Genomic DNA, 17839 nt, shown 5'->3' with positions numbered 1-17839 from the left:
TTTTCGGGTTTTTTTCAAGGTGGAATATGGAAGGGACGGTAAACAGATTTTGTAGCGTGATTATATTGTTCTATGGTTAGACGGCTTCAGGGAAGTGGAGAATAAAAGGGTGTGCGAATTTTGAACAACTTAAGCATCCCTACCAAAAAAAGAGTGTGAGGGGTCGCAATGTGGGAAAGCTTAAGTTTCTTAAAGAAGGTATATCAAGTTCGCGCTAATAATGCCGTGCGTGTTCATTCTATCAATCTTGAAATAAATCCATTAAATTGAGAGTGGCTGCCTCACGCGCTGTTTCGAGCGTTCGTTTGGGACGCTCGCTTTCAGATTTCAATTGACCGCAAGCAGCCATAATATCCTCACCGCGTGGTGTGCGTACTGGAGAGGAATAGCCCGCATTTTCAAGGATCTCGGCGAAGGCATGGATCGCATTATTGCTTGATCGTTCGAAAGGCGCATCTGGCCATGGATTGAAGGGAATAAGATTGATTTTGGCAGGAATGCCATAGACTAGATATAAAAGACGCTTAGCGTGTTCTGGTGTATCATTAACACCCTTAAGCATCACATATTCAAAAGTAATGCGACGCATATGTCCAACACCCGGATAAGCGGCACAAGCATCAAGCAATTCCTCTAACGGATATTTTTTGTTTAACGGCACAAGAATATTGCGTAAATCATTGGTCGTTGCATGTAAGGAAATCGCTAAATTGACGCCCAATTCTTCACCGCATTTGGCAATCATAGGGACAACACCCGATGTTGATAAGGTGATGCGTCGTTTGGACCATTGCATGCCGTCAGGATCCATTAAAACCTTGAGCGCATGTGCCACATTGTCGTAATTAAACAAGGGCTCGCCCATGCCCATGAGAACAATATTGGTAATTTTCCGTTCTTGGTTGATAAGGCCCCAATCATCGATGGCATCTCGTGCCAGCATAATTTGGCCCATGATTTCATGAGGCTCAAGATTGCGGACAAGGCGTTGCGTGCCAGTGTGACAGAATTTGCAGGTGAGGGTGCAACCAATTTGTGATGAAATACATAAGGTGCCGCGATGCGTTTCGGGGATATAAACCGCTTCAACTTCATTCCCATCGGCAAGTTTTAGTAACCATTTTTGAGTGCTGTCTCGGGATATTTGATTGACTGAAATTTCAGGGCGATCGAGTGTATAAAGTTCAGAAAGTTTTTGACGTAGGTCTTTTGAAAAAGTCGATAAATCTTCAATGCTTTTTAAGCCCTGCGTTTGGATCGCTTGGAACAATTGTTTGGCACGGAATTTTTTTTCGCCTATTTGTTCAAATAGAGCGATAAGTTCTTGAAGGGAATGGGATAATAAATTTATTTTCATTATTGTGCCTAATTTTATATTATTATAATTGTATATTTTCTAGATACTCATAATTGTTTCCCTGGACAAGTGAGAGCCCATAGGACTCGAACCAGATCCAGGGTCCAGATAGCATTTATGACCGAAGGTCATACAAAAATTAAATGAGTCATGCTCTGTGAGCATGAAATTTAGTCTGGATCCTGGATCTATCTCGAAGCTTCGCTTCTCGTTTGTCCAGGAAAACGAAGAACGAGATGATGTATCAAAATAATAACAATCTAAATTGCTAACATTCTATATGTTTTTATTTTAAACTACAACCTTTTTGACTGTTTTTCTGCTTTTCTTTATTGTTTTGTTCTGATAAAGCCGCTTTTAAGGATAATAAGTTGCTTCTTACCATCGATATATAGCTATCACCACAATCTTTTGTGCCTGATAATGCATCTGAATAAAGCTCTCCACCAATCGTGATACCAGATTCACAGGCGATTGTTTCGACCAAACGACGATCAGTCGTAGCTTCAGCAAAAACGGCTTTAATATTATCTTTTTTAATGCGACGTACGATATCAGCGATTTCTTTGGAAGATGGCTCGGCCTCGGTGCTGACACCTAAGGGTGAAATAAATTTCACGCCATATTCTTTGCCTAAATACTCAAATGCGTCATGAGAGGTAATAACAACGCGTTTGCTTTCAGGAATTTCTTTAAGGGTGTCTTTGAGTTCTGTATCTAAATCGTCTAATTTCTGAAGATACGCTTTGCCATTTTGTTCATAAAAAACAGCGTTTTGCGCGTCAATTTCTTTAAGAGCATTCATGATGTTCGTAACATAATGTTTGCCATTAGGAAGGCTATGCCAGCAATGTGGATCAGTGATTTTTTGACTTGTGTTTTTAACATTAAAAAACAAAGGATTGACACCATTGCTTGCGATAATTTTTTTGCCTTTAAACCCAGAGGATTCAATGATTTTTTCGATCCAGGATTCAAAGCCAAAACCATTTAAAATCAATAGATCAGCTTCTTTCAGTGATTTTAAGTCTTGGGGTTTCGGTTCGTAAATATGGGCATCCATGTTGGCGCCAACAATTGTAAATAAGTCAATTTTATCGGCGGCAATCTGATTCACCATGTCGCCTATAACGCTAAAGCTTGCAACAACTTTAAGTTTATGGGTTTCAGCAAAACTTGCGTTAATACTCAAAAAAAAGACTAGAAAAAATAAAATTCTCATTACCGCGCCAATACAAATCTAAAGATACCACCATCTCGACCAAAGAAGATCGAGAAAATATAAAACACACCCGCCATTAAGATAATCAATGGTCCCGTAGGTAAACCAAAATGATAGGACAGTATAAGTCCTAAATAACCAGAGCTCAAGGCAAAAAAGATCGAAAGTAAAAATAAATGACCAATATGGTTGGACCATAATTTTGCTGAAATTGCCGGCAGCATCATAAGGCCTAAGGCAAGAAGGGTGCCAAGGCTTTGAAAAGAGGCTACAAGGCTCATAACAACAAGGACGAGGAACAACACATGATAGATGCCGCCTGATTTTGAAACGACGCGTAAAAAACCACCATCAAAACAATCGATGATAAGCGGTCTATAAATAATCGATAATATAATTAATGTAAGGCTAGTCATAACACCGATTAGGATGAGTGATTCTTTGTTAAGTGCTAAAATATTGCCAAAAAGGACATGCATTAAATTAACATTACTGCCTTTTAAGGAAACAAGCATGACGCCTAAAGCGAGTGATAATATAAAAAAGCCTGCAAAAGTCGCGTCTTCTTTTAATTTGGTTTTGCGCGTTACAATACCCGCAAGTATAGCAAGCACAGTGCCTGCGCCCAATCCACCAATAGTCATTGCGGTCAGTGAAAATCCTGCTATCCAAAAACCAATGGCAATACCTGGTAAAATAGCGTGGGATAAAGCATCGCCCATAAGGCTCATCCGGCGTAAAATAAGAAGAACACCAATAGGTGCGCTACCAATGGATAAAACAAAAACACCAACGAGTGCTTTTTTTAAAAACATAAACTCAGCAATAGGTTCAATCCAAAAGGCATATAAGGCATTAAGCATCTGTATTGCTTTCGATTCGTTCATGATCAAGGGCGTTTTCAACCATTTGATGGGCTTTAAGAAGAATATCTGTCGTTAAGACATCATTTGGTTTGCCAGAGGCAATAATGGATCTGCCAATAAGAACGGTTTCAGGGAAAAAATCTTTCACAATATCATAATCATGCAAGACAGCAATAATCGTCTTTCCGGCAGCGAACCAATCACGAATAAGTCGCATTAAAATTTCAGACGTGGCCGTATCAACGGCTGCAAAAGGTTCATCAAGCAGGAAAACATCTGCGTTTTGTAACATTGCGCGCGCAAAAAGAACACGTTGAAATTGGCCGCCTGAAAGGGCACCAACATGTCTATTTTCAAAACCAACGAGACCAACATGATCTAAAACCTGTTCAATTTTAAGATGGTCGTTTTTAGAAAATGAGTGGAAAACACCATTTTGTTGCCATAAGCCCATAGCGACGATATCTTTAACGTTGATAGGGAATTGTCGATCAATTTCAGTAAGTTGCGGCAGATATGTAATGTGATTTCTATTAATGGATGAAAAATGAATATTGCCTTGAGAGGGCGTTAATATCCCCATGATAAGCTTCAATAAAGTGCTTTTACCACCACCATTTGGGCCGATAATGGCCGTAAGGCTACCTTTTGTAAAGGAATGCGTAATGTTTTTAAGAACTTTATGCTGTGCATAAGAAAAAGAAACATTATCGATGTTGATGATATTTTTTGGAGACGTATCTAGCATAAAATCGCCCAATAAAGCGAGGCCCAGACCATAAGGAGGACGATACTTGTGTATGTTAAACGTTGGGGTACACCCATTGTAAATAAATTCATAAATACCCTTTTCTTTCAAAGTGTGGAGGGTGTCACATTTCGGGATTTGCAATTCTTGTGTATGAAGAAATACACGCAGCTTGTTTCATCACTTATATGTCTACCCATATTTTGAAATAACATGGTTATAATTCATCGTTCTATCGAACATAAGCTATTATGACCTAACCCAATTGAAAATGCAACTCATTCTCAATTGGGGGGGGGGAGATCTGTAAACTGATTTTTTTATGGCTGGATATTTTTATCTTCTAAACGTTGTTATTTTTTTTGTTGTTCTTCTTTAAATTCCGTTGTATTGACAGTGTTTATTATAACTTATTGTTAATACTCATTCATTTTTAAGATGTTTTTAATAAAATGAATTCAATGTGAGGCTCTTTATTGGTGGCGTTGGCAGCAGCCATAATAGTTGACGCTAGCATAGCAAGTAAAACAATAGTTGTGATTATTCTTTGTTTTAAATTCATTTTAATATCCTTTATTTTAAATATGTTCTCTTATAAATCATAGTATGGGTGTTCAATTGTTTTTTTTCAATGTGAGTAGGAATGGTAATTTTAGGATAAAAGATATATCGGCAGCATAATCAGTATAAAGAAGTTTGTTAAAATCTATTGACAATGTCATATAAGTTGACATATAATGACTATATTAAGACATTATATATTCGTCTTAATAATTTATTAATTTTTTTTATATACCATATATTTTAGATGAACAAACGAGGAATCTTAAAATGAAAAAAATATTTTTAACAATATCAATGCTTACTTTTGCTTCATTATCACCTAATGTTTCTTTTTCCAATGAAGAAGATGCGTATATTATGGAAGCAAATCAAAATGCTTTAGATAATTATAAAGCCCTTTATGAAGAGCAAATTAAAACACAATTAGATCATATTTATAGCGGATTTAATAGAATATACGAAATTGCACCAAACGAGAACACTCTTTACTCAAGATCAACTGAAGATGACATTTTGTTCTATGCAACTTTATGTAGTATAGCGTATACGGATCAACGTCTTGATTTTACAGCAATTACAAGTGAAGTTAATTCTAAATTGGCATCTTTGAATCGTAAAGGCTATGAACTTCTAGGTATTTTAAAAAGAAATCTTAAAACGACACCTGTGCATTCAGCTATTTTGCTTTATAATAAAGCTGAAAATCATTTAGTGTTGGCGTATAAAGGTACAGTCGATAAAGACAATAATGATGATTGGACAAAAATTAATCTCAATATTACAAAATTTAAAGGTCAAGATCCTCTTGGTGCTTTAAATGCACCTGATGGAACAAAGTTAAATATACATGGTGGATTTGCACGCGCTTATTTAGAAGGTATTGATGAATTCTTACCTCAATTCAGAGAGTTATTATCCACACATTTTAATGACATTACAACAAATCCAAAACCGTTGCGTGTAACAACTACTGGTCACTCTTTAGGTGGTGCCTTGTCAACGATTGCTGCCAATGACATGAGACGTATTTTACGTCAAACAGAATTAGCGAAAGAAGTATCACGTTTTATTGTTGAAAATGTAACATTTGCTTCACCACAAGTTTATAATTATGATTCTGCTCGAAAAGTTGAAAGAGGCATGGGCGGACAACATAATATTCTTAGATTTGCGCATAAGCGTGATTTAGTGCCGTCAGTTCCGAAAATATATTCTGAACATGTTGGAACGTCTTTTTATATTGGTGAAAGCGGTCTTCCAGATCTTACTTTTGGTGTGCATAATATGAAAAATTATTATCTTGCACTTTCGCCAACTATCTTCCGTTTAACAAGGGAAGAGGCTGATTATCGTAAATATGTTCAAGATTCAATTGTTCATTACAAAGCTTTGTTGGGCGATAAAACACCTAATCATTTTGGTGCCTTCGATGATATGAATATTCTGAAAATTGACTTAAATCAATTAGATGCTTCTTATGACTTTTTTAAGGGTATGTTGAAAGACACGCATGAAAAAGAAAAAAAAGCTGCAATTGAAGGTTATATGAAAGAAATAAAAAAAGAAAGAAAAGTAATTAAAGACAAGGTTAAAGTAGAGCAATCAAAATTTAAAACTGGCTTTTTTAATTATCTTAAAAATGCTGTTGGATTAAATTAAAAAAAAATCTGATCTTTCGTTTTAAAAGGCGCATCCCTTAAAAGATGCGCTTTTTTTATATTCAAAATTTACATTAAGTTCTATTTTAACTTAAAATTAATATTTTTAATTAATAATAATTGATAGTGCTAATTTTAGGTTTAAAGGAGAGAAAATATGGGAAAGATTCTTTTTGGATCACTTATCTTGATCACATGTCTCAGTATAAACAATGCAAGCGCTGAATGCCCACCAACAATAACGCATGATGATGCAAGGGCAATAGCTAATGGTGAAAACAATCCATTTATGGGTATCTACGAACCTGTTGGTGATATGAAAGAAATGGTTGTGAAAAAAGGTTTATCAAAAGGGTATACAAACCCTCATCTTGTTAATTCTGCAGAAGCTGTAGGTGATAGATTGGTGTGTACTTATACTTATGAAGGTAAATTAACTGGTAGGTCATACACCTTCAAAATTAATATTCCTGATGCGAAGCACAAATGATCCATTATCGTTTTCGTGGGATTATGTAATAAAATCCCACGGAAGCATTTTTTGTATAAAAATCCTAATTATCTAAAAAGCTTTTCAACTTACGTGATCTGCTTGGATGTTTTAATTTTCGTAACGCTTTCGCTTCAATTTGACGAATACGTTCACGTGTGACTGAAAATTGTTGACCAACTTCCTCTAATGTATGATCGGTATTCATACCAATCCCAAAACGCATGCGTAAGACGCGCTCTTCACGGGCGGTAAGCGTTGAAAGCACGCGCGTTGTTGCTTCTCGTAAATTCGAATGAATGGCAGAATCAATAGGTTGAAGAACGTTTTTATCTTCAATGAAATCGCCTAAATGACTATCTTCTTCATCACCGATCGGTGTTTCAAGCGAAATAGGTTCTTTAGCGATTTTAAGAACTTTACGTACTTTATCTAAAGGCATAGCTAAACGTTCTGCGAGCTCTTCAGGGGTTGGTTCACGTCCAATTTCATGAAGCATTTGGCGTGAGGTTCTAACAAGCTTATTAATCGTTTCAATCATATGGACAGGAATACGAATCGTTCGTGCTTGATCGGCAATTGAACGCGTGATTGCTTGACGAATCCACCAAGTCGCATAAGTTGAAAATTTGAAACCACGGCGATATTCAAATTTATCAACGGCTTTCATCAAACCTATATTGCCTTCTTGAATAAGATCAAGGAATTGAAGACCACGATTGGTATATTTCTTCGCCAATGAAATCACAAGGCGTAAATTCGCTTCGATCATTTCTTTTTTGGCTTTTGACATTTCGCGTTCGCCACGCTGAACACTTTGAACAACACGACGGAATTCAATAATGGGAAGGCCTGATTTTTCAGAAACGGCGCCTATTTGTCCACGAATTTCGTGAATACTATCAATTTCGGTTTCAACAAATTTTTTCCAACCTTTGTTTGGTAAGCCAGAAATTGTTTCAATCCATTGTGGATCAAGTTCTTTACCCATATAAGTTTTAAGGAATGTATCACGTTTAAGACCAGCACCTTCGGCAAGGCGTAAAAGCCTTCCTTCGCAACGTGTTAGATGTTGATTTAATTCAGATAATTGCGTCATCAATTCTTCAACACGACGATGATTCAAACGCACTGTTTTCATGAGCGTCACAAGTTGTTTATGCAATGCCTGGTATTTTTTTTCGTTTTCTTTAGGGATTGCTTCACCTTGTTGAAGGTAGTGAACGCGTTGTTGTTGCAATGTTCTTAATTGGTCGTAAATTTCTGCAATTGTATCAAATTTTTCAAGAATCAAAGGCATTAACGTCTGTTCCATAACAGCCAAAGACATGCCGCCTTCGTCTTCTTCAGCGTCACCTTCTGGAATTTCTTCTAATGTTGGTTCTTCAGCGTTTTCTATTTCTTCGTCAGCTTTTGCTGTTAAATCAACGCCAGCTTCTTCGGGTGTTTCAAGACTTGCTTCAAGATCAATTATGTCACGTAATAAGACTTCGCCATTGACCAATGCATTGCGCCAATCAACCAAAGCACGCATAGTAAGCGGTGATTCGCAAATACCACCAATCATATCCTCGCGACCTGTTTCAATACGTTTGGCTATTGAAATTTCGCCTTCGCGAGATAAAAGTTCAACACTACCCATTTCACGTAAATACATACGAACGGGATCGTCTGTTCTGCCTAATTCATCCGTATCAACACCACTAAGGCCTGCTTCTGGTGTTCCTTGGCCTTCTAAAAATTCTTCTGCTTCTTCCGCGTCAATTACATTAACGCCCATTTCAGAAAGCATGGCGAGCGTGTCTTCAATTTGTTCGGATGATAATTGGTCAGAGGGTAATGATTCGTTAAGCTCGTCATAGGTGACATAGCCACGCTCTTTACCTTTAGCGATTAACTTTTTGATCGAGTCTATACTCGTATCAAGGCTTATTTCCTCACTGCCTTCTTCACGATCATTCGCTTCTTCATTGGTATGAGGATTTTTTTTAACAGCCATAAATAGGTCCTTATTTAGCAAAAATAAAACTAATACTAAAGCTTTGACTTATATCGTAACCGATATTTATCAAAGCAACAATTCGAAATTCTTTATAAAGCATCATTTTCTTCAAGAAATTGCGCTTCACGTGTTTTTAAAAACTGCGTCCAACCATCTTCTGATAGAAGATCTGGTGCATTTGCATTTTTTTCAATAGATGGGTGCGTATTTTTATAGCGTTGATAAATATCATGCCATTCTTTTTGAACTTGGTCTTTATGCATTTCTTTGCGTAAGAAAGGAAACAATGTTTTAAGCGACGCATCAGATTCAATAGCTTTTAATGTATTACTATTTCCAGTCTTTTCTAGGTAAGCAACAATATCACTTTTTTCAAGAGAGGATCCAAGACTTACGTAAGAAATAAGATGATTGCGTATATCTTCAAGGGGTTTTTCTTGAAATGAAACATTAGAAAGGGGTTCAAATAAAGAATCTAAAAGAGAAGGGTTCGATATAAGGCTTAATAGAAGTGCCGCTTCTTGTTTTTTTGAAAACATCGATGGATCAACTGGTCGAGGTGCATTTGATCGAGGGGGCGTAAAGCTGCGTTTTTGAGTAAATTGAGTCATGCCAAATTGTTCACGTAATATATCTTGATAACATTTTTCAACGAGTGCGTCCTGAATAAGTTTGCCTTTATCCTGAAGCTTTGAAATAAGAAGCGCGCGTCTTTCAGGTGTGTCGGAAGGGGTTGTTTTTGTTTCATATTCGATCAATTTTTTAAAAAGTGAAGTGGGTTGATCTAAAAGTTTTTGGAATTGAGGGGCGCCAAATTTTCTTAAATAAGAATCAGGGTCTTCATTTTCAGGCAACATCAGGAATTGTGCTGATTTTCCTGCGCATAAATGGGGCAGGGCAACATCAATAGCGCGTAAATGTGCTTTTTGTCCTGCTTCATCGCCATCAAAGCAAAAAATAGGTTCTGGTGAAAAACGCCATAACGCCTTTAAATGCTCGCCTGTAAAAGCTGTACCTAAAGGCGCTACAGCCTGTGTAAATCCATATTGATGAAGGGTGATGACGTCCATATAGCCTTCAACAACAACAATATTTTTGCCGGATTTAAGGTTGCGTCGTGCATTAGATCGATTGTATAGAATCTCGCCTTTTTTAAACAATAATGTTTCGGGTGAGTTTAAATATTTGGGATCTTGTCCACCTAAGGCCCTGCCACCAAAAGCAATGATGCGTTCTTGGTGATCAAAAATAGGAAACATTAAACGATCACGAAAACGATCATAAACGACTTTTTTTTCTTCATTATAAATAAGAAGACCGGCCTTTAACATTAATTCTTGCGAATAGCCTTTTGAAAGCAAATTGTTTTTCAAGGCGTGCCAATCATTAGGTGCATAGCCTAAAGCAAAATACCCCATGGTGCCTTTGTTAAGACCACGGTTTAAACAATAGTCAAGAACCTTTTGATTTTTCGCAAGATAAAGTTGTTGGGTAAAAAATTGAGCGGCATCATGATTCAGTGCATATAATTCTTCGTAAAATTTTGATTGCGCTTCATGTTCGGTTGAAACGGGCAGGGGGACACCTGCTAAATGTGCACATTTTTCAACTGCTTCTGGGAATGATAAATGCTCAATTAACATTAGATATTGGAAATGCGATCCATGTGCACCGCAGCCAAAGCAATGATAATGCCCGCCATCTGGCGTCACGATAAAAGAAGGTGTTTTTTCACGATGAAAGGGACAAAGACCAACGTAATAATTGCCACGTTTGCGCAAGGAAAGGTTAGTGCCTATAACATCAACAAGGGATAACCTGGAACGTATTTCATCTAAAAATTCAGGCGAGAAGCGCATGTTTAAACAGCACTTAAAAGATCACGAATAATAGCACTTGCTTTACTAAAATCAACACGTTCGCCAGCTTTTTCTTTTAAAGCTTCAATGACTTTTTTCATGTCTTTAAGGCCTTGAGCATTAATTTCAGCAATAATGTTTTGTACTAATTGGCGTACTTCATCTTCTGAAAGTGCTTGGGGGATATAATCTTGAATGATAACGATTTCATTTTCTTCAAGAACAGCTAAATCAGGACGTGCGCCTTGATTAAAAAGTTCGATGCTTTGTTGACGTTGTTTGACCATTTTTTGAAGCAGTGAAACAATTTCAGTATTGTTAATACCTGTGTGATTGCCTTCGCTTCGAACAGCTATATCACGATCTTTAATCGCTGCAAGAATTAAGCGCAAAGTTGAGGTTTTACGTTCATCACGAGCGCGCATGGCGTCTTTAAGTTCTGAACTAATACGTTCGCGTAACATGTTTATTCCTTGAATATTTTGATCGATGAATAGGACTATAACGCTAAATCATCAAAAAGTACATTTAAGAATTCACACATTCAACAGTGAAGTGCATAATCCAGATTTAGCTGAATGTTTTTGAAAAGAGTCTCTCTTAATCTTGGTGTTAATATATATTCTTGCAAGTTAAACAGCAAAAGTTGTAACATTTTTCGCTAATTTTATAATTATCTATTTAATGTGGTCTGGTCAAAATTGTTGGTTTTTTTAAATTAAGATAATAAAATTTTTACTTGAAAAGTATATTAAAAATAATTACAATTAATATTATATTATTTAATTTAAAAATTATAATTTTGGAGAAATCATGAAACGTTTTATTGCATTTTTTTGTTTTATTTTTTTGTGTAATAATGTATTTTCGAATGAAAATAACATTGAATTGTTTTTGGATGAACTTAAAAATGATATAAAAAATACAAATCAAGAGGTTAACAATGAGTATTATGAAGATATAAAAAAAGAACTAATTCAAAATAATATGTTTTATTTTGATGGAAAAGGAAAATTATCATTAAAGACAATTGAGCTTCTTTGTAATATTGAAAATTTAACGGATCTTTATGTTCGTGATGCAGGACTTAAATTCATTCCTGATGCTATACAAAAATTGTCAAAACTTAAAACTTTAGATCTTTCTTATAACGAATTAATGGAATTGCCTGAAGTTATTGGCAATATGAGGGATTTAGATGATATAAATCTTGATCACAATAGGCTTTCGGATCTTCCAGAAACAATGGTTAATTTAAAAAAATTATCTGCTCTCTCACTTAAAGGTAATAAATTTCAAGTTGTACCTGCTGTCATCCAATATTTTTCAGAATTATTGTACTTAAACCTTGATCAAAATAACCTTTTGAATGTGCCATCCTTTATCGCAAAACTTCAAAAATTGGATACTTTGACGATTCTTGAAAATCCTGCTTTCCAAATGAATGGACAAGGTGATCACTTGGGCAAAATGGATTTAGCAAAACTTTTTATTAAAAAAAAGGATGCTCTTTCATACAAAGAAAAATATAAGGATTTTTACAATACGTTAAGACCTGCTACGCCCAAAATAAGAGGTGGCGCCCAATGCGATGCATTTAGGCCTTATTTTGGAAGCTTTCAATCTCCTAAAATCATTATGAATCACGATAAGTTTGAAGGTAATCGTAAATATCCAGTGAATGGTGTAGCCAAGAATGGCCAGCTCATTAAAGGAGGTAACACACTAACCTATACATATTCGAAAGGAAAGGAATATCCGATCGGTTATAGCATTCATTTTCCAGAAAATGAAGTTAAAGCTATTCGTGTAGATGTATATGGAGGAAAATCTTGGGATATTGATGACTTTTTTTCGGATAATTCAAAGATGCAGAACTTAAATGGTTCCAACGCATATTTGGCGCGAAATGGCGTTATGATTATTAAATTGCTCTTACGCGATTTGATAGACAGCGATACTTTTCAAGGAGATATGGAACAAGATTATATGAAGTCTTTACAAGTTGGAATTAATCATTTTTGGAATATATTAACAAATAATCCTGAAGATATACATGAGGATTTAAGAGATATGCGCTTACTTCCAAAATATCTTTATGGTGCAAGCTTTGGTGGCCTTACGAGTTTGTTTCAAGCTACCGAATATCCAAGAACATGGGACGGATATATATCTCATGATGGTTCACTTTCCCCTGAAAAAAGAGGCTATTGGGATTTAGATAATAGAGATCATTATACTTTTTTAAAGTTAAACCTTGAGACATTGGAGGATCCTGTTTTAATTCTTGGCAATATGCATGATAATAATGTGAATATGCGGAATTGGACGTATTTTTATGAGAAAGCATGTATATCAAATAAAGAAAATCTTATCACTTCATGGTTTACTTATCGAGGTATTAATTTAAATCATAATAATTTAAAAAACACTGGTCATTTTTATCCCAATAATCCAGAGGAACTTATGGCTTATTGTAATGCCATGCTTGGTTTTATGAAAAAAGATGAGGTCGTATTAAATAATCATTTATCCCAATATATCAACTTAATAGGGCTTATTAAGTCTTATGAAAATGATATATCAGCCTCAACTGAAAATCTATTTTTATCAGAATGCTATAAACAAGCATATGAAAAACAGAGCTCACTTACTGACGAAGAATTGTTTAATATTTATGTTGCAATGTCATTTATTAAAAGTCGTTCCGCAACTTCGTGGAAAAGGCTAGCTTGTGTTGATAAAGCGACAGATGCACAACTTGAAAAAGCTTTTGCACGTGATTACGCATCTTGGGTTTATTTTTGGGATGATTGTAAAAATACTCCTAAAAAGAAAACTTTTGTTTTCTCATTGGATAAGGGAAATCATTATCCTTCTTTTTTAAAAAATCTTGATCTTCATCTATCAGAACAAGACCTAGGTATTCTTGAAAATGAAATAGAATTAGATGCGGGATATATCATTCAATTTTTGCCTTACTATCGTGAAATTCTTAGGACTCATACTTATTATTATGGTCGCCGAGATCTTATGCATCTGAGATTAATGCGTGGGCTTTTGAGTGAAAATACAGAACTTGTTAAAGATTTTATGGATTTTGAAATGGAAGATTTTGAAAAAGCAAAACAAAAATGGCAAGAATTTAAATTTAAGGAGCAAAATTTAAGAGTTGAATTAGAAAAAGATGAACGCTATGTTGCGCTCCTTAAAAAATCGATTTTCTAGTCGAGCGTTAAAAAGTTAGTAAATTCTTGGTGTTTGAGAACAAAATTTGATAAAAAATTGCAAGAAAACAAGAGAAAAGTTAAGTAATCTTGAAAATCTTGCAATTTTTGTTGTTGTTTTAAGGATTCGATTAATTAACTTTCGCGTTCAACGATAAAACGTGCAAGATCGCGCAATAAATCTGCAGAGCTATCAAACACATCTAAATGTGAAATCGCTTGATCAGCTAAAATATTAGCCTGAAGTCGCGCTTTTTCAAGACCTAGAATGGATACAAAAGTAGGTTTGCCTTCGTCGCCTAAACGACGTGCATGTTTTTTATCGCTTGTACTTGCTTCGACATCTAATAAATCATCAGTGATTTGAAAGGCAAGACCTAAATCATGCGCATAAGCTAATAAAGCATTGCGAATAGGCTGTGGGGCTTTGCCTAAGATGGCACCAGCTTCACACGCAAAGGCAAATAATTCACCAGTTTTAAGACGTTGCAAGCGCGTAACAGCACCGATGCTCCATTCTTTGTTTTCTGACTCTATGTCCAGCATTTGACCGCCAACCATACCATATGGTCCTGCAGCCTGTGATAAACGTCGAATAAGTTCAACGCGCACAGCAGGATCAGAATGGGTTCTAGGATGTGTCAAAATTTCAAAAGCGTAAGTCAATAATCCATCGCCTGCAAGGATAGCAGTTGCTTCATCAAATTCGACATGACAGCTTGGTTTACCGCGACGTAAATCACTATTATCCATGGAGGGTAAATCATCATGAACAAGTGAATAACAATGCAAAAGCTCTAAAGCTGCAGCAACGTTAACGGCGCAAGATGGGGATACGCTAAAGATATCGGCAGCCGTCATGACCAAAAAGGGGCGAAGTCTTTTGCCACCATTTAGCGATGAATAACGCATTGATTCAATCAATCTTGCGCCAATGCCTTCTTGGCTTGGAAGCAATCGATTGATTTCTTCATTAAGTGCTTGCGCTGAATCTGCAAGTGCTTTGTGCAATCTTGAGAAATTAACAAGTTTTAATTGGGGCATATTATTAGACACTTTCAAAAGCCTCTACATTTGGGGTTCCATCATCAGCAAGCATAATTTTTTCTATGCGCATTTGAGCTTCGCGTAATCTTTTCTCGCAATGCTGCTTTAGACCGATACCACGTTCATACATATCGATAGCTTCTTCAAGATTTCCGCGTCCATCTTCAAGGCGCTTGACGATTTCTTCAAGCTCTTTCATCGCTTCCTCAAATGACATTTTTTTAATTTCAGGCAACATCATTTACCTTTTAATAATGAATAGTTGTTCAGAGAAATTTAAAGCTAATTTTTGAATTCAGCAAGCTAATAATGCAAGTTTTTTTTAATTTAAAAAAAATTAAATGAATCAATTGTGTTTTGTGTAAGGTTACATGTCTTTTTGTAAGCCCATAACATGTGCTTCTACACTATTTGCTAAAGCTTCTAAATCATATCCTCCCTCTAAAGTTGAAATGATTTTTCCATTACATGTTGCTTCAGCGACATCAACAATTTGTTCAGTGATCCATTTATAATCATCTGCGCGTAGACGCAAATTGCCTAAAGGATCTTTTTCATGTGCATCGAAACCTGCAGATATAAAAATGAGTTCCGGATTAAAGTTAAGTAATTTTGGCAAAATTTGCTCTGTATAGATTCTTTTGAATTCATGACTTCCTGTTCTGCTGAGCATAGGTACATTGAATATGTTGTCATCTGATGAGGAAAGACCAGTGCCTGGATAAAGGGGTGATCCGTGGCTTGATATATATAAAAAACCTTCGTGCCTCTTCAAAATATCTTCCGTCCCATTCCCGTGATGGACATCGAAATCAACAATGGCGATGCGATTTAATTTATATTTTTCTTTTGCGTAGAGTGCGCCGATTGCAACATTATTGAGCAAACAAAATCCCATAGCTTGATCATATGTTGCGTGATGTCCGGGTGGTCTTATAGCGCAGAAGACATGTTTGAATTTATTTTCCATGACTTCATCGACTGCTTGTATGAGGGCGCCACTGGCAAGCTTAGCTGCTAGTATAGATCCTTGTGAGATAAACGTATCCTCGTCAATATATTCCGTTTCTTGAATCATTTCTTTAGAAAGGAGGTTATCAACGAATTGTTTGTCATGGGCACGATATAAATGTTCAATATTGATTTCGGTTGCGCCTTGCCAGCTTAGATGCTGCATTTGTTCAAGGCGTGTTGTTATAACACTAAGTCTTTCTGGTTTTTCTGGATGTTTTGCATTTCCTAAATGAAGGGCACATAAAAGATGTGTTATGATCAAAACTGATGCCATTGCAATAGGGGCCTTTCTATGAAAAACTCGATGCCAACAAAAGTCCAAGAATTACTCAATGCTCGATTTTGTCATGATCTTGCAAATTCTTTAGGAACGCTTCAATTAAGTGTAGATCATCTTTTGTGTCTTGAGAAAAAAAAATTAAAAGAAAATGATCTTGCGCGTTACAATACGTTAGATTTAATACAGCGCGCAACTAAAACGTCTTTGGGTAAACACCAACTTTATCGTTTTGCCTATGGAAATGCTGATGCGTTAGAGGGATACACATTTAAAGAAATTGCGAACATTATCGATAAATTTAATGTTGAAACATCATTTGTTTTTGTGCCGTTATCAGATAAATCTGTTTTAACAGGCGAAAGTGCTAAGTTGTTTTTAAATATTTATCTTCTGAGCACAGAAATTATTCCCTTTGGCGGTACGATTACAGCAAAACATCAAAAAGATCAGTTTGAAGTGATGCTTGATGCAGAATATAAACAAATACCCGATATAAATACAATTAAAGAAGAAGATCTTACATCTAAAAACATACAATTGTATTATACATTTTTTTTACATAATGTTTTAGATAGAAAAATAATTATTGAAAATCAAAAAGAAGAAATAAGAATTACGTCAAAGTAGTTCATTATTTATATCCAATAATTGACAAATATACTTTTTTTTATTATTATTCCTTTATGACATTGAATGATTATTTAGAACTAAACAACATAAGCTATGCTCGTTTTTCTGAAATGATTGGTGCAGCTTCTCCAATGACCGCATATCGTTATGCAAAAGGGCTTCGAAAGCCAAAGGGGGAGGTGCTCGAAAAAATTATTAAAGTGACACATGGTAAAGTTGTTATAGGGAATTCTCATAAAAACAATAAAAATCAATATGTTCGAAATGCTGCCGAAAAAGGAGGCATAAAAGGAGGAAAAGGGAGCGATTTGTGGGTTCATTTAAATGCACCCCTAGAATTTGAACATAAAGACTTTGATGAAAATTCCAGTATACATTCTCTACCTGTATCGCTTGCACTTCAAGAATTAGGTGTAAGGATCGATTATCGAAAAAAACAATTTTATTTGGATGGCAAACCAACACGCATTAGGGAGATTATTGATTTTGCCAATAAACGTCGCAAAGAACGTGGACTTATAGAAATTTTTTATCCATCAGAATAAAAAAGCTATGCACCCATCCCCCCTCCTACGCCCCGTGGCAAGTCCCGCGGGGTCCATGGTGCAGAAGTGCAATGTAAATTTTTGTCGGATTTTTTCTAAAGCTTTCTGGATCCCGCGGCAAGCCGCGGGCATATCATTATCCATAAGTATGTAAACTTATTGATATTTAAGAACTCCACCTCCTACGTCCCGCGGGCATATCATTACCCATAAGTGTTTCAACCTATTGATTTTTAATATAATTTTTGCAACAATGTTTTCTTTTTAGGGAGCATTATTCATGAATTGGTCTGAAAGTGAATATGGTTTGATAGATTTAGGAGATAAACG

Annotated in this window: 16 protein-coding genes; 5 read left to right on the top strand and 11 right to left on the bottom strand. The window is 35.8% G+C overall.

Going from position 1 to position 17839, the window contains the following annotated elements:
* Positions 1-241: 241 nt before the first annotated feature.
* The 5 genes from rlmN to Q8L85_04385 all read right to left on the bottom strand — a co-directional run bounded on the left by rlmN (position 242) and on the right by Q8L85_04385 (position 4755).
* Entirely contained in the window at positions 242-1357 is a 1116-nt protein-coding gene (rlmN, locus tag Q8L85_04405; GenBank protein ID MDP1723924.1) for a 23S rRNA (adenine(2503)-C(2))-methyltransferase RlmN, read from the bottom strand.
* Positions 1358-1643: 286 nt separating this feature from the next.
* The gene (locus Q8L85_04400; GenBank protein ID MDP1723923.1) at positions 1644-2579 is read right to left on the bottom strand and encodes a zinc ABC transporter substrate-binding protein; all 936 of its coding nucleotides are present in this window, start codon (positions 2577-2579) and stop codon (positions 1644-1646) included.
* The gene (locus Q8L85_04395) at positions 2579-3442 is read right to left on the bottom strand and encodes a metal ABC transporter permease (protein ID MDP1723922.1); all 864 of its coding nucleotides are present in this window, start codon (positions 3440-3442) and stop codon (positions 2579-2581) included. The genes Q8L85_04400 and Q8L85_04395 overlap by 1 nt, the downstream gene beginning before the upstream one ends.
* The gene (locus Q8L85_04390; protein MDP1723921.1) at positions 3435-4193 is read right to left on the bottom strand and encodes a metal ABC transporter ATP-binding protein; all 759 of its coding nucleotides are present in this window, start codon (positions 4191-4193) and stop codon (positions 3435-3437) included. Before Q8L85_04390 ends, Q8L85_04395 begins: the two co-directional genes overlap by 8 nt.
* A 433-nt stretch (positions 4194-4626) precedes the next feature.
* Positions 4627-4755: a hypothetical protein gene (locus Q8L85_04385; protein MDP1723920.1), complete on the bottom strand. Its 129-nt coding sequence runs from the start codon at positions 4753-4755 to the stop codon at positions 4627-4629.
* A 269-nt stretch (positions 4756-5024) separates the two neighbouring features.
* Between Q8L85_04385 and Q8L85_04380 the strand changes: the two genes are divergently transcribed.
* The gene (locus Q8L85_04380; GenBank protein MDP1723919.1) at positions 5025-6416 is read left to right on the top strand and encodes a hypothetical protein; all 1392 of its coding nucleotides are present in this window, start codon (positions 5025-5027) and stop codon (positions 6414-6416) included.
* Between the two features lie 156 nt (positions 6417-6572).
* Positions 6573-6905, top strand: a complete 333-nt coding sequence (locus Q8L85_04375) for a hypothetical protein (protein MDP1723918.1) — start codon at positions 6573-6575, stop codon at positions 6903-6905.
* 64 nt (positions 6906-6969) lie between these two features.
* Here the strand turns inward: Q8L85_04375 and rpoD are convergent, their stop codons facing one another.
* The 3 genes from rpoD to Q8L85_04360 form a co-directional block, all read right to left on the bottom strand.
* Positions 6970-8904 (bottom strand): RNA polymerase sigma factor RpoD, encoded by a 1935-nt coding sequence (rpoD, locus tag Q8L85_04370; protein MDP1723917.1) that lies wholly within the window; start codon positions 8902-8904, stop codon positions 6970-6972.
* Positions 8905-8996: 92 nt separating this feature from the next.
* Positions 8997-10766, bottom strand: coding sequence for a DNA primase (gene dnaG / locus Q8L85_04365; protein MDP1723916.1), 1770 nt, complete (start codon positions 10764-10766; stop codon positions 8997-8999).
* A 2-nt stretch (positions 10767-10768) separates the two neighbouring features.
* On the bottom strand, positions 10769-11230 hold the full coding sequence (locus Q8L85_04360; protein ID MDP1723915.1) for a GatB/YqeY domain-containing protein: 462 nt from the start codon (positions 11228-11230) through the stop codon (positions 10769-10771).
* Positions 11231-11579: 349 nt separating this feature from the next.
* Between Q8L85_04360 and Q8L85_04355 the strand changes: the two genes are divergently transcribed.
* Positions 11580-13994, top strand: a complete 2415-nt coding sequence (locus tag Q8L85_04355; protein MDP1723914.1) for a leucine-rich repeat domain-containing protein — start codon at positions 11580-11582, stop codon at positions 13992-13994.
* 134 nt (positions 13995-14128) lie between these two features.
* Here Q8L85_04355 and Q8L85_04350 read toward each other — a convergent pair whose 3' ends face one another.
* The 3 genes from Q8L85_04350 to Q8L85_04340 all read right to left on the bottom strand — a co-directional run bounded on the left by Q8L85_04350 (position 14129) and on the right by Q8L85_04340 (position 16328).
* Entirely contained in the window at positions 14129-15037 is a 909-nt protein-coding gene (locus Q8L85_04350; GenBank protein MDP1723913.1) for a polyprenyl synthetase family protein, read from the bottom strand.
* 4 nt (positions 15038-15041) lie between these two features.
* Positions 15042-15281: an exodeoxyribonuclease VII small subunit gene (locus Q8L85_04345; protein MDP1723912.1), complete on the bottom strand. Its 240-nt coding sequence runs from the start codon at positions 15279-15281 to the stop codon at positions 15042-15044.
* Positions 15282-15407: 126 nt separating this feature from the next.
* The gene (locus Q8L85_04340) at positions 15408-16328 is read right to left on the bottom strand and encodes a histone deacetylase family protein (protein ID MDP1723911.1); all 921 of its coding nucleotides are present in this window, start codon (positions 16326-16328) and stop codon (positions 15408-15410) included.
* 18 nt (positions 16329-16346) lie between these two features.
* Between Q8L85_04340 and Q8L85_04335 the strand changes: the two genes are divergently transcribed.
* Positions 16347-16961 carry a histidine phosphotransferase family protein gene (locus Q8L85_04335; GenBank protein MDP1723910.1) on the top strand — a complete coding sequence of 205 codons (615 nt, stop codon included), beginning with the start codon at positions 16347-16349 and terminating at the stop codon, positions 16959-16961.
* Positions 16962-17017: 56 nt separating this feature from the next.
* The gene (locus tag Q8L85_04330) at positions 17018-17509 is read left to right on the top strand and encodes a hypothetical protein (protein MDP1723909.1); all 492 of its coding nucleotides are present in this window, start codon (positions 17018-17020) and stop codon (positions 17507-17509) included.
* Positions 17510-17839 lie beyond the last annotated feature (330 nt).

It is taken from the genome of Alphaproteobacteria bacterium, assembly GCA_030680745.1.
In the GTDB taxonomy this organism is placed as follows: Bacteria; Pseudomonadota; Alphaproteobacteria; order JAUXUR01; family JAUXUR01; genus JAUXUR01.
The sequence above is the reverse complement of the archived record's forward strand: the minus strand, read 5'-3'. Positions and strand labels throughout refer to the sequence as shown.

Excerpts from the sequence above, each read along its gene's own strand:
- Q8L85_04400 (MDP1723923.1), bottom strand. The coding sequence starts at position 2,579 with ATGAGAATTTTATTTTTTCTAGTCTTTTTTTTGAGTATTAACGCAAGT.
- rlmN (MDP1723924.1), bottom strand. The coding sequence starts at position 1,357 with ATGAAAATAAATTTATTATCCCATTCCCTTCAAGAACTTATCGCTCTA.
- rpoD (MDP1723917.1), bottom strand. The coding sequence starts at position 8,904 with ATGGCTGTTAAAAAAAATCCTCATACCAATGAAGAAGCGAATGATCGT.
- Q8L85_04330 (MDP1723909.1), top strand. The coding sequence starts at position 17,018 with ATGACATTGAATGATTATTTAGAACTAAACAACATAAGCTATGCTCGT.
- Q8L85_04375 (MDP1723918.1), top strand. The coding sequence starts at position 6,573 with ATGGGAAAGATTCTTTTTGGATCACTTATCTTGATCACATGTCTCAGT.
- Q8L85_04360 (MDP1723915.1), bottom strand. The coding sequence starts at position 11,230 with ATGTTACGCGAACGTATTAGTTCAGAACTTAAAGACGCCATGCGCGCT.
- Q8L85_04380 (MDP1723919.1), top strand. The coding sequence starts at position 5,025 with ATGAAAAAAATATTTTTAACAATATCAATGCTTACTTTTGCTTCATTA.
- Q8L85_04340 (MDP1723911.1), bottom strand. The coding sequence starts at position 16,328 with ATGGCATCAGTTTTGATCATAACACATCTTTTATGTGCCCTTCATTTA.
- Q8L85_04390 (MDP1723921.1), bottom strand. The coding sequence starts at position 4,193 with ATGCTAGATACGTCTCCAAAAAATATCATCAACATCGATAATGTTTCT.
- Q8L85_04395 (MDP1723922.1), bottom strand. The coding sequence starts at position 3,442 with ATGCTTAATGCCTTATATGCCTTTTGGATTGAACCTATTGCTGAGTTT.
- Q8L85_04335 (MDP1723910.1), top strand. The coding sequence starts at position 16,347 with ATGAAAAACTCGATGCCAACAAAAGTCCAAGAATTACTCAATGCTCGA.
- Q8L85_04385 (MDP1723920.1), bottom strand. The coding sequence starts at position 4,755 with ATGAATTTAAAACAAAGAATAATCACAACTATTGTTTTACTTGCTATG.
- Q8L85_04345 (MDP1723912.1), bottom strand. The coding sequence starts at position 15,281 with ATGATGTTGCCTGAAATTAAAAAAATGTCATTTGAGGAAGCGATGAAA.
- Q8L85_04355 (MDP1723914.1), top strand. The coding sequence starts at position 11,580 with ATGAAACGTTTTATTGCATTTTTTTGTTTTATTTTTTTGTGTAATAAT.
- Q8L85_04350 (MDP1723913.1), bottom strand. The coding sequence starts at position 15,037 with ATGCCCCAATTAAAACTTGTTAATTTCTCAAGATTGCACAAAGCACTT.
- dnaG (MDP1723916.1), bottom strand. The coding sequence starts at position 10,766 with ATGCGCTTCTCGCCTGAATTTTTAGATGAAATACGTTCCAGGTTATCC.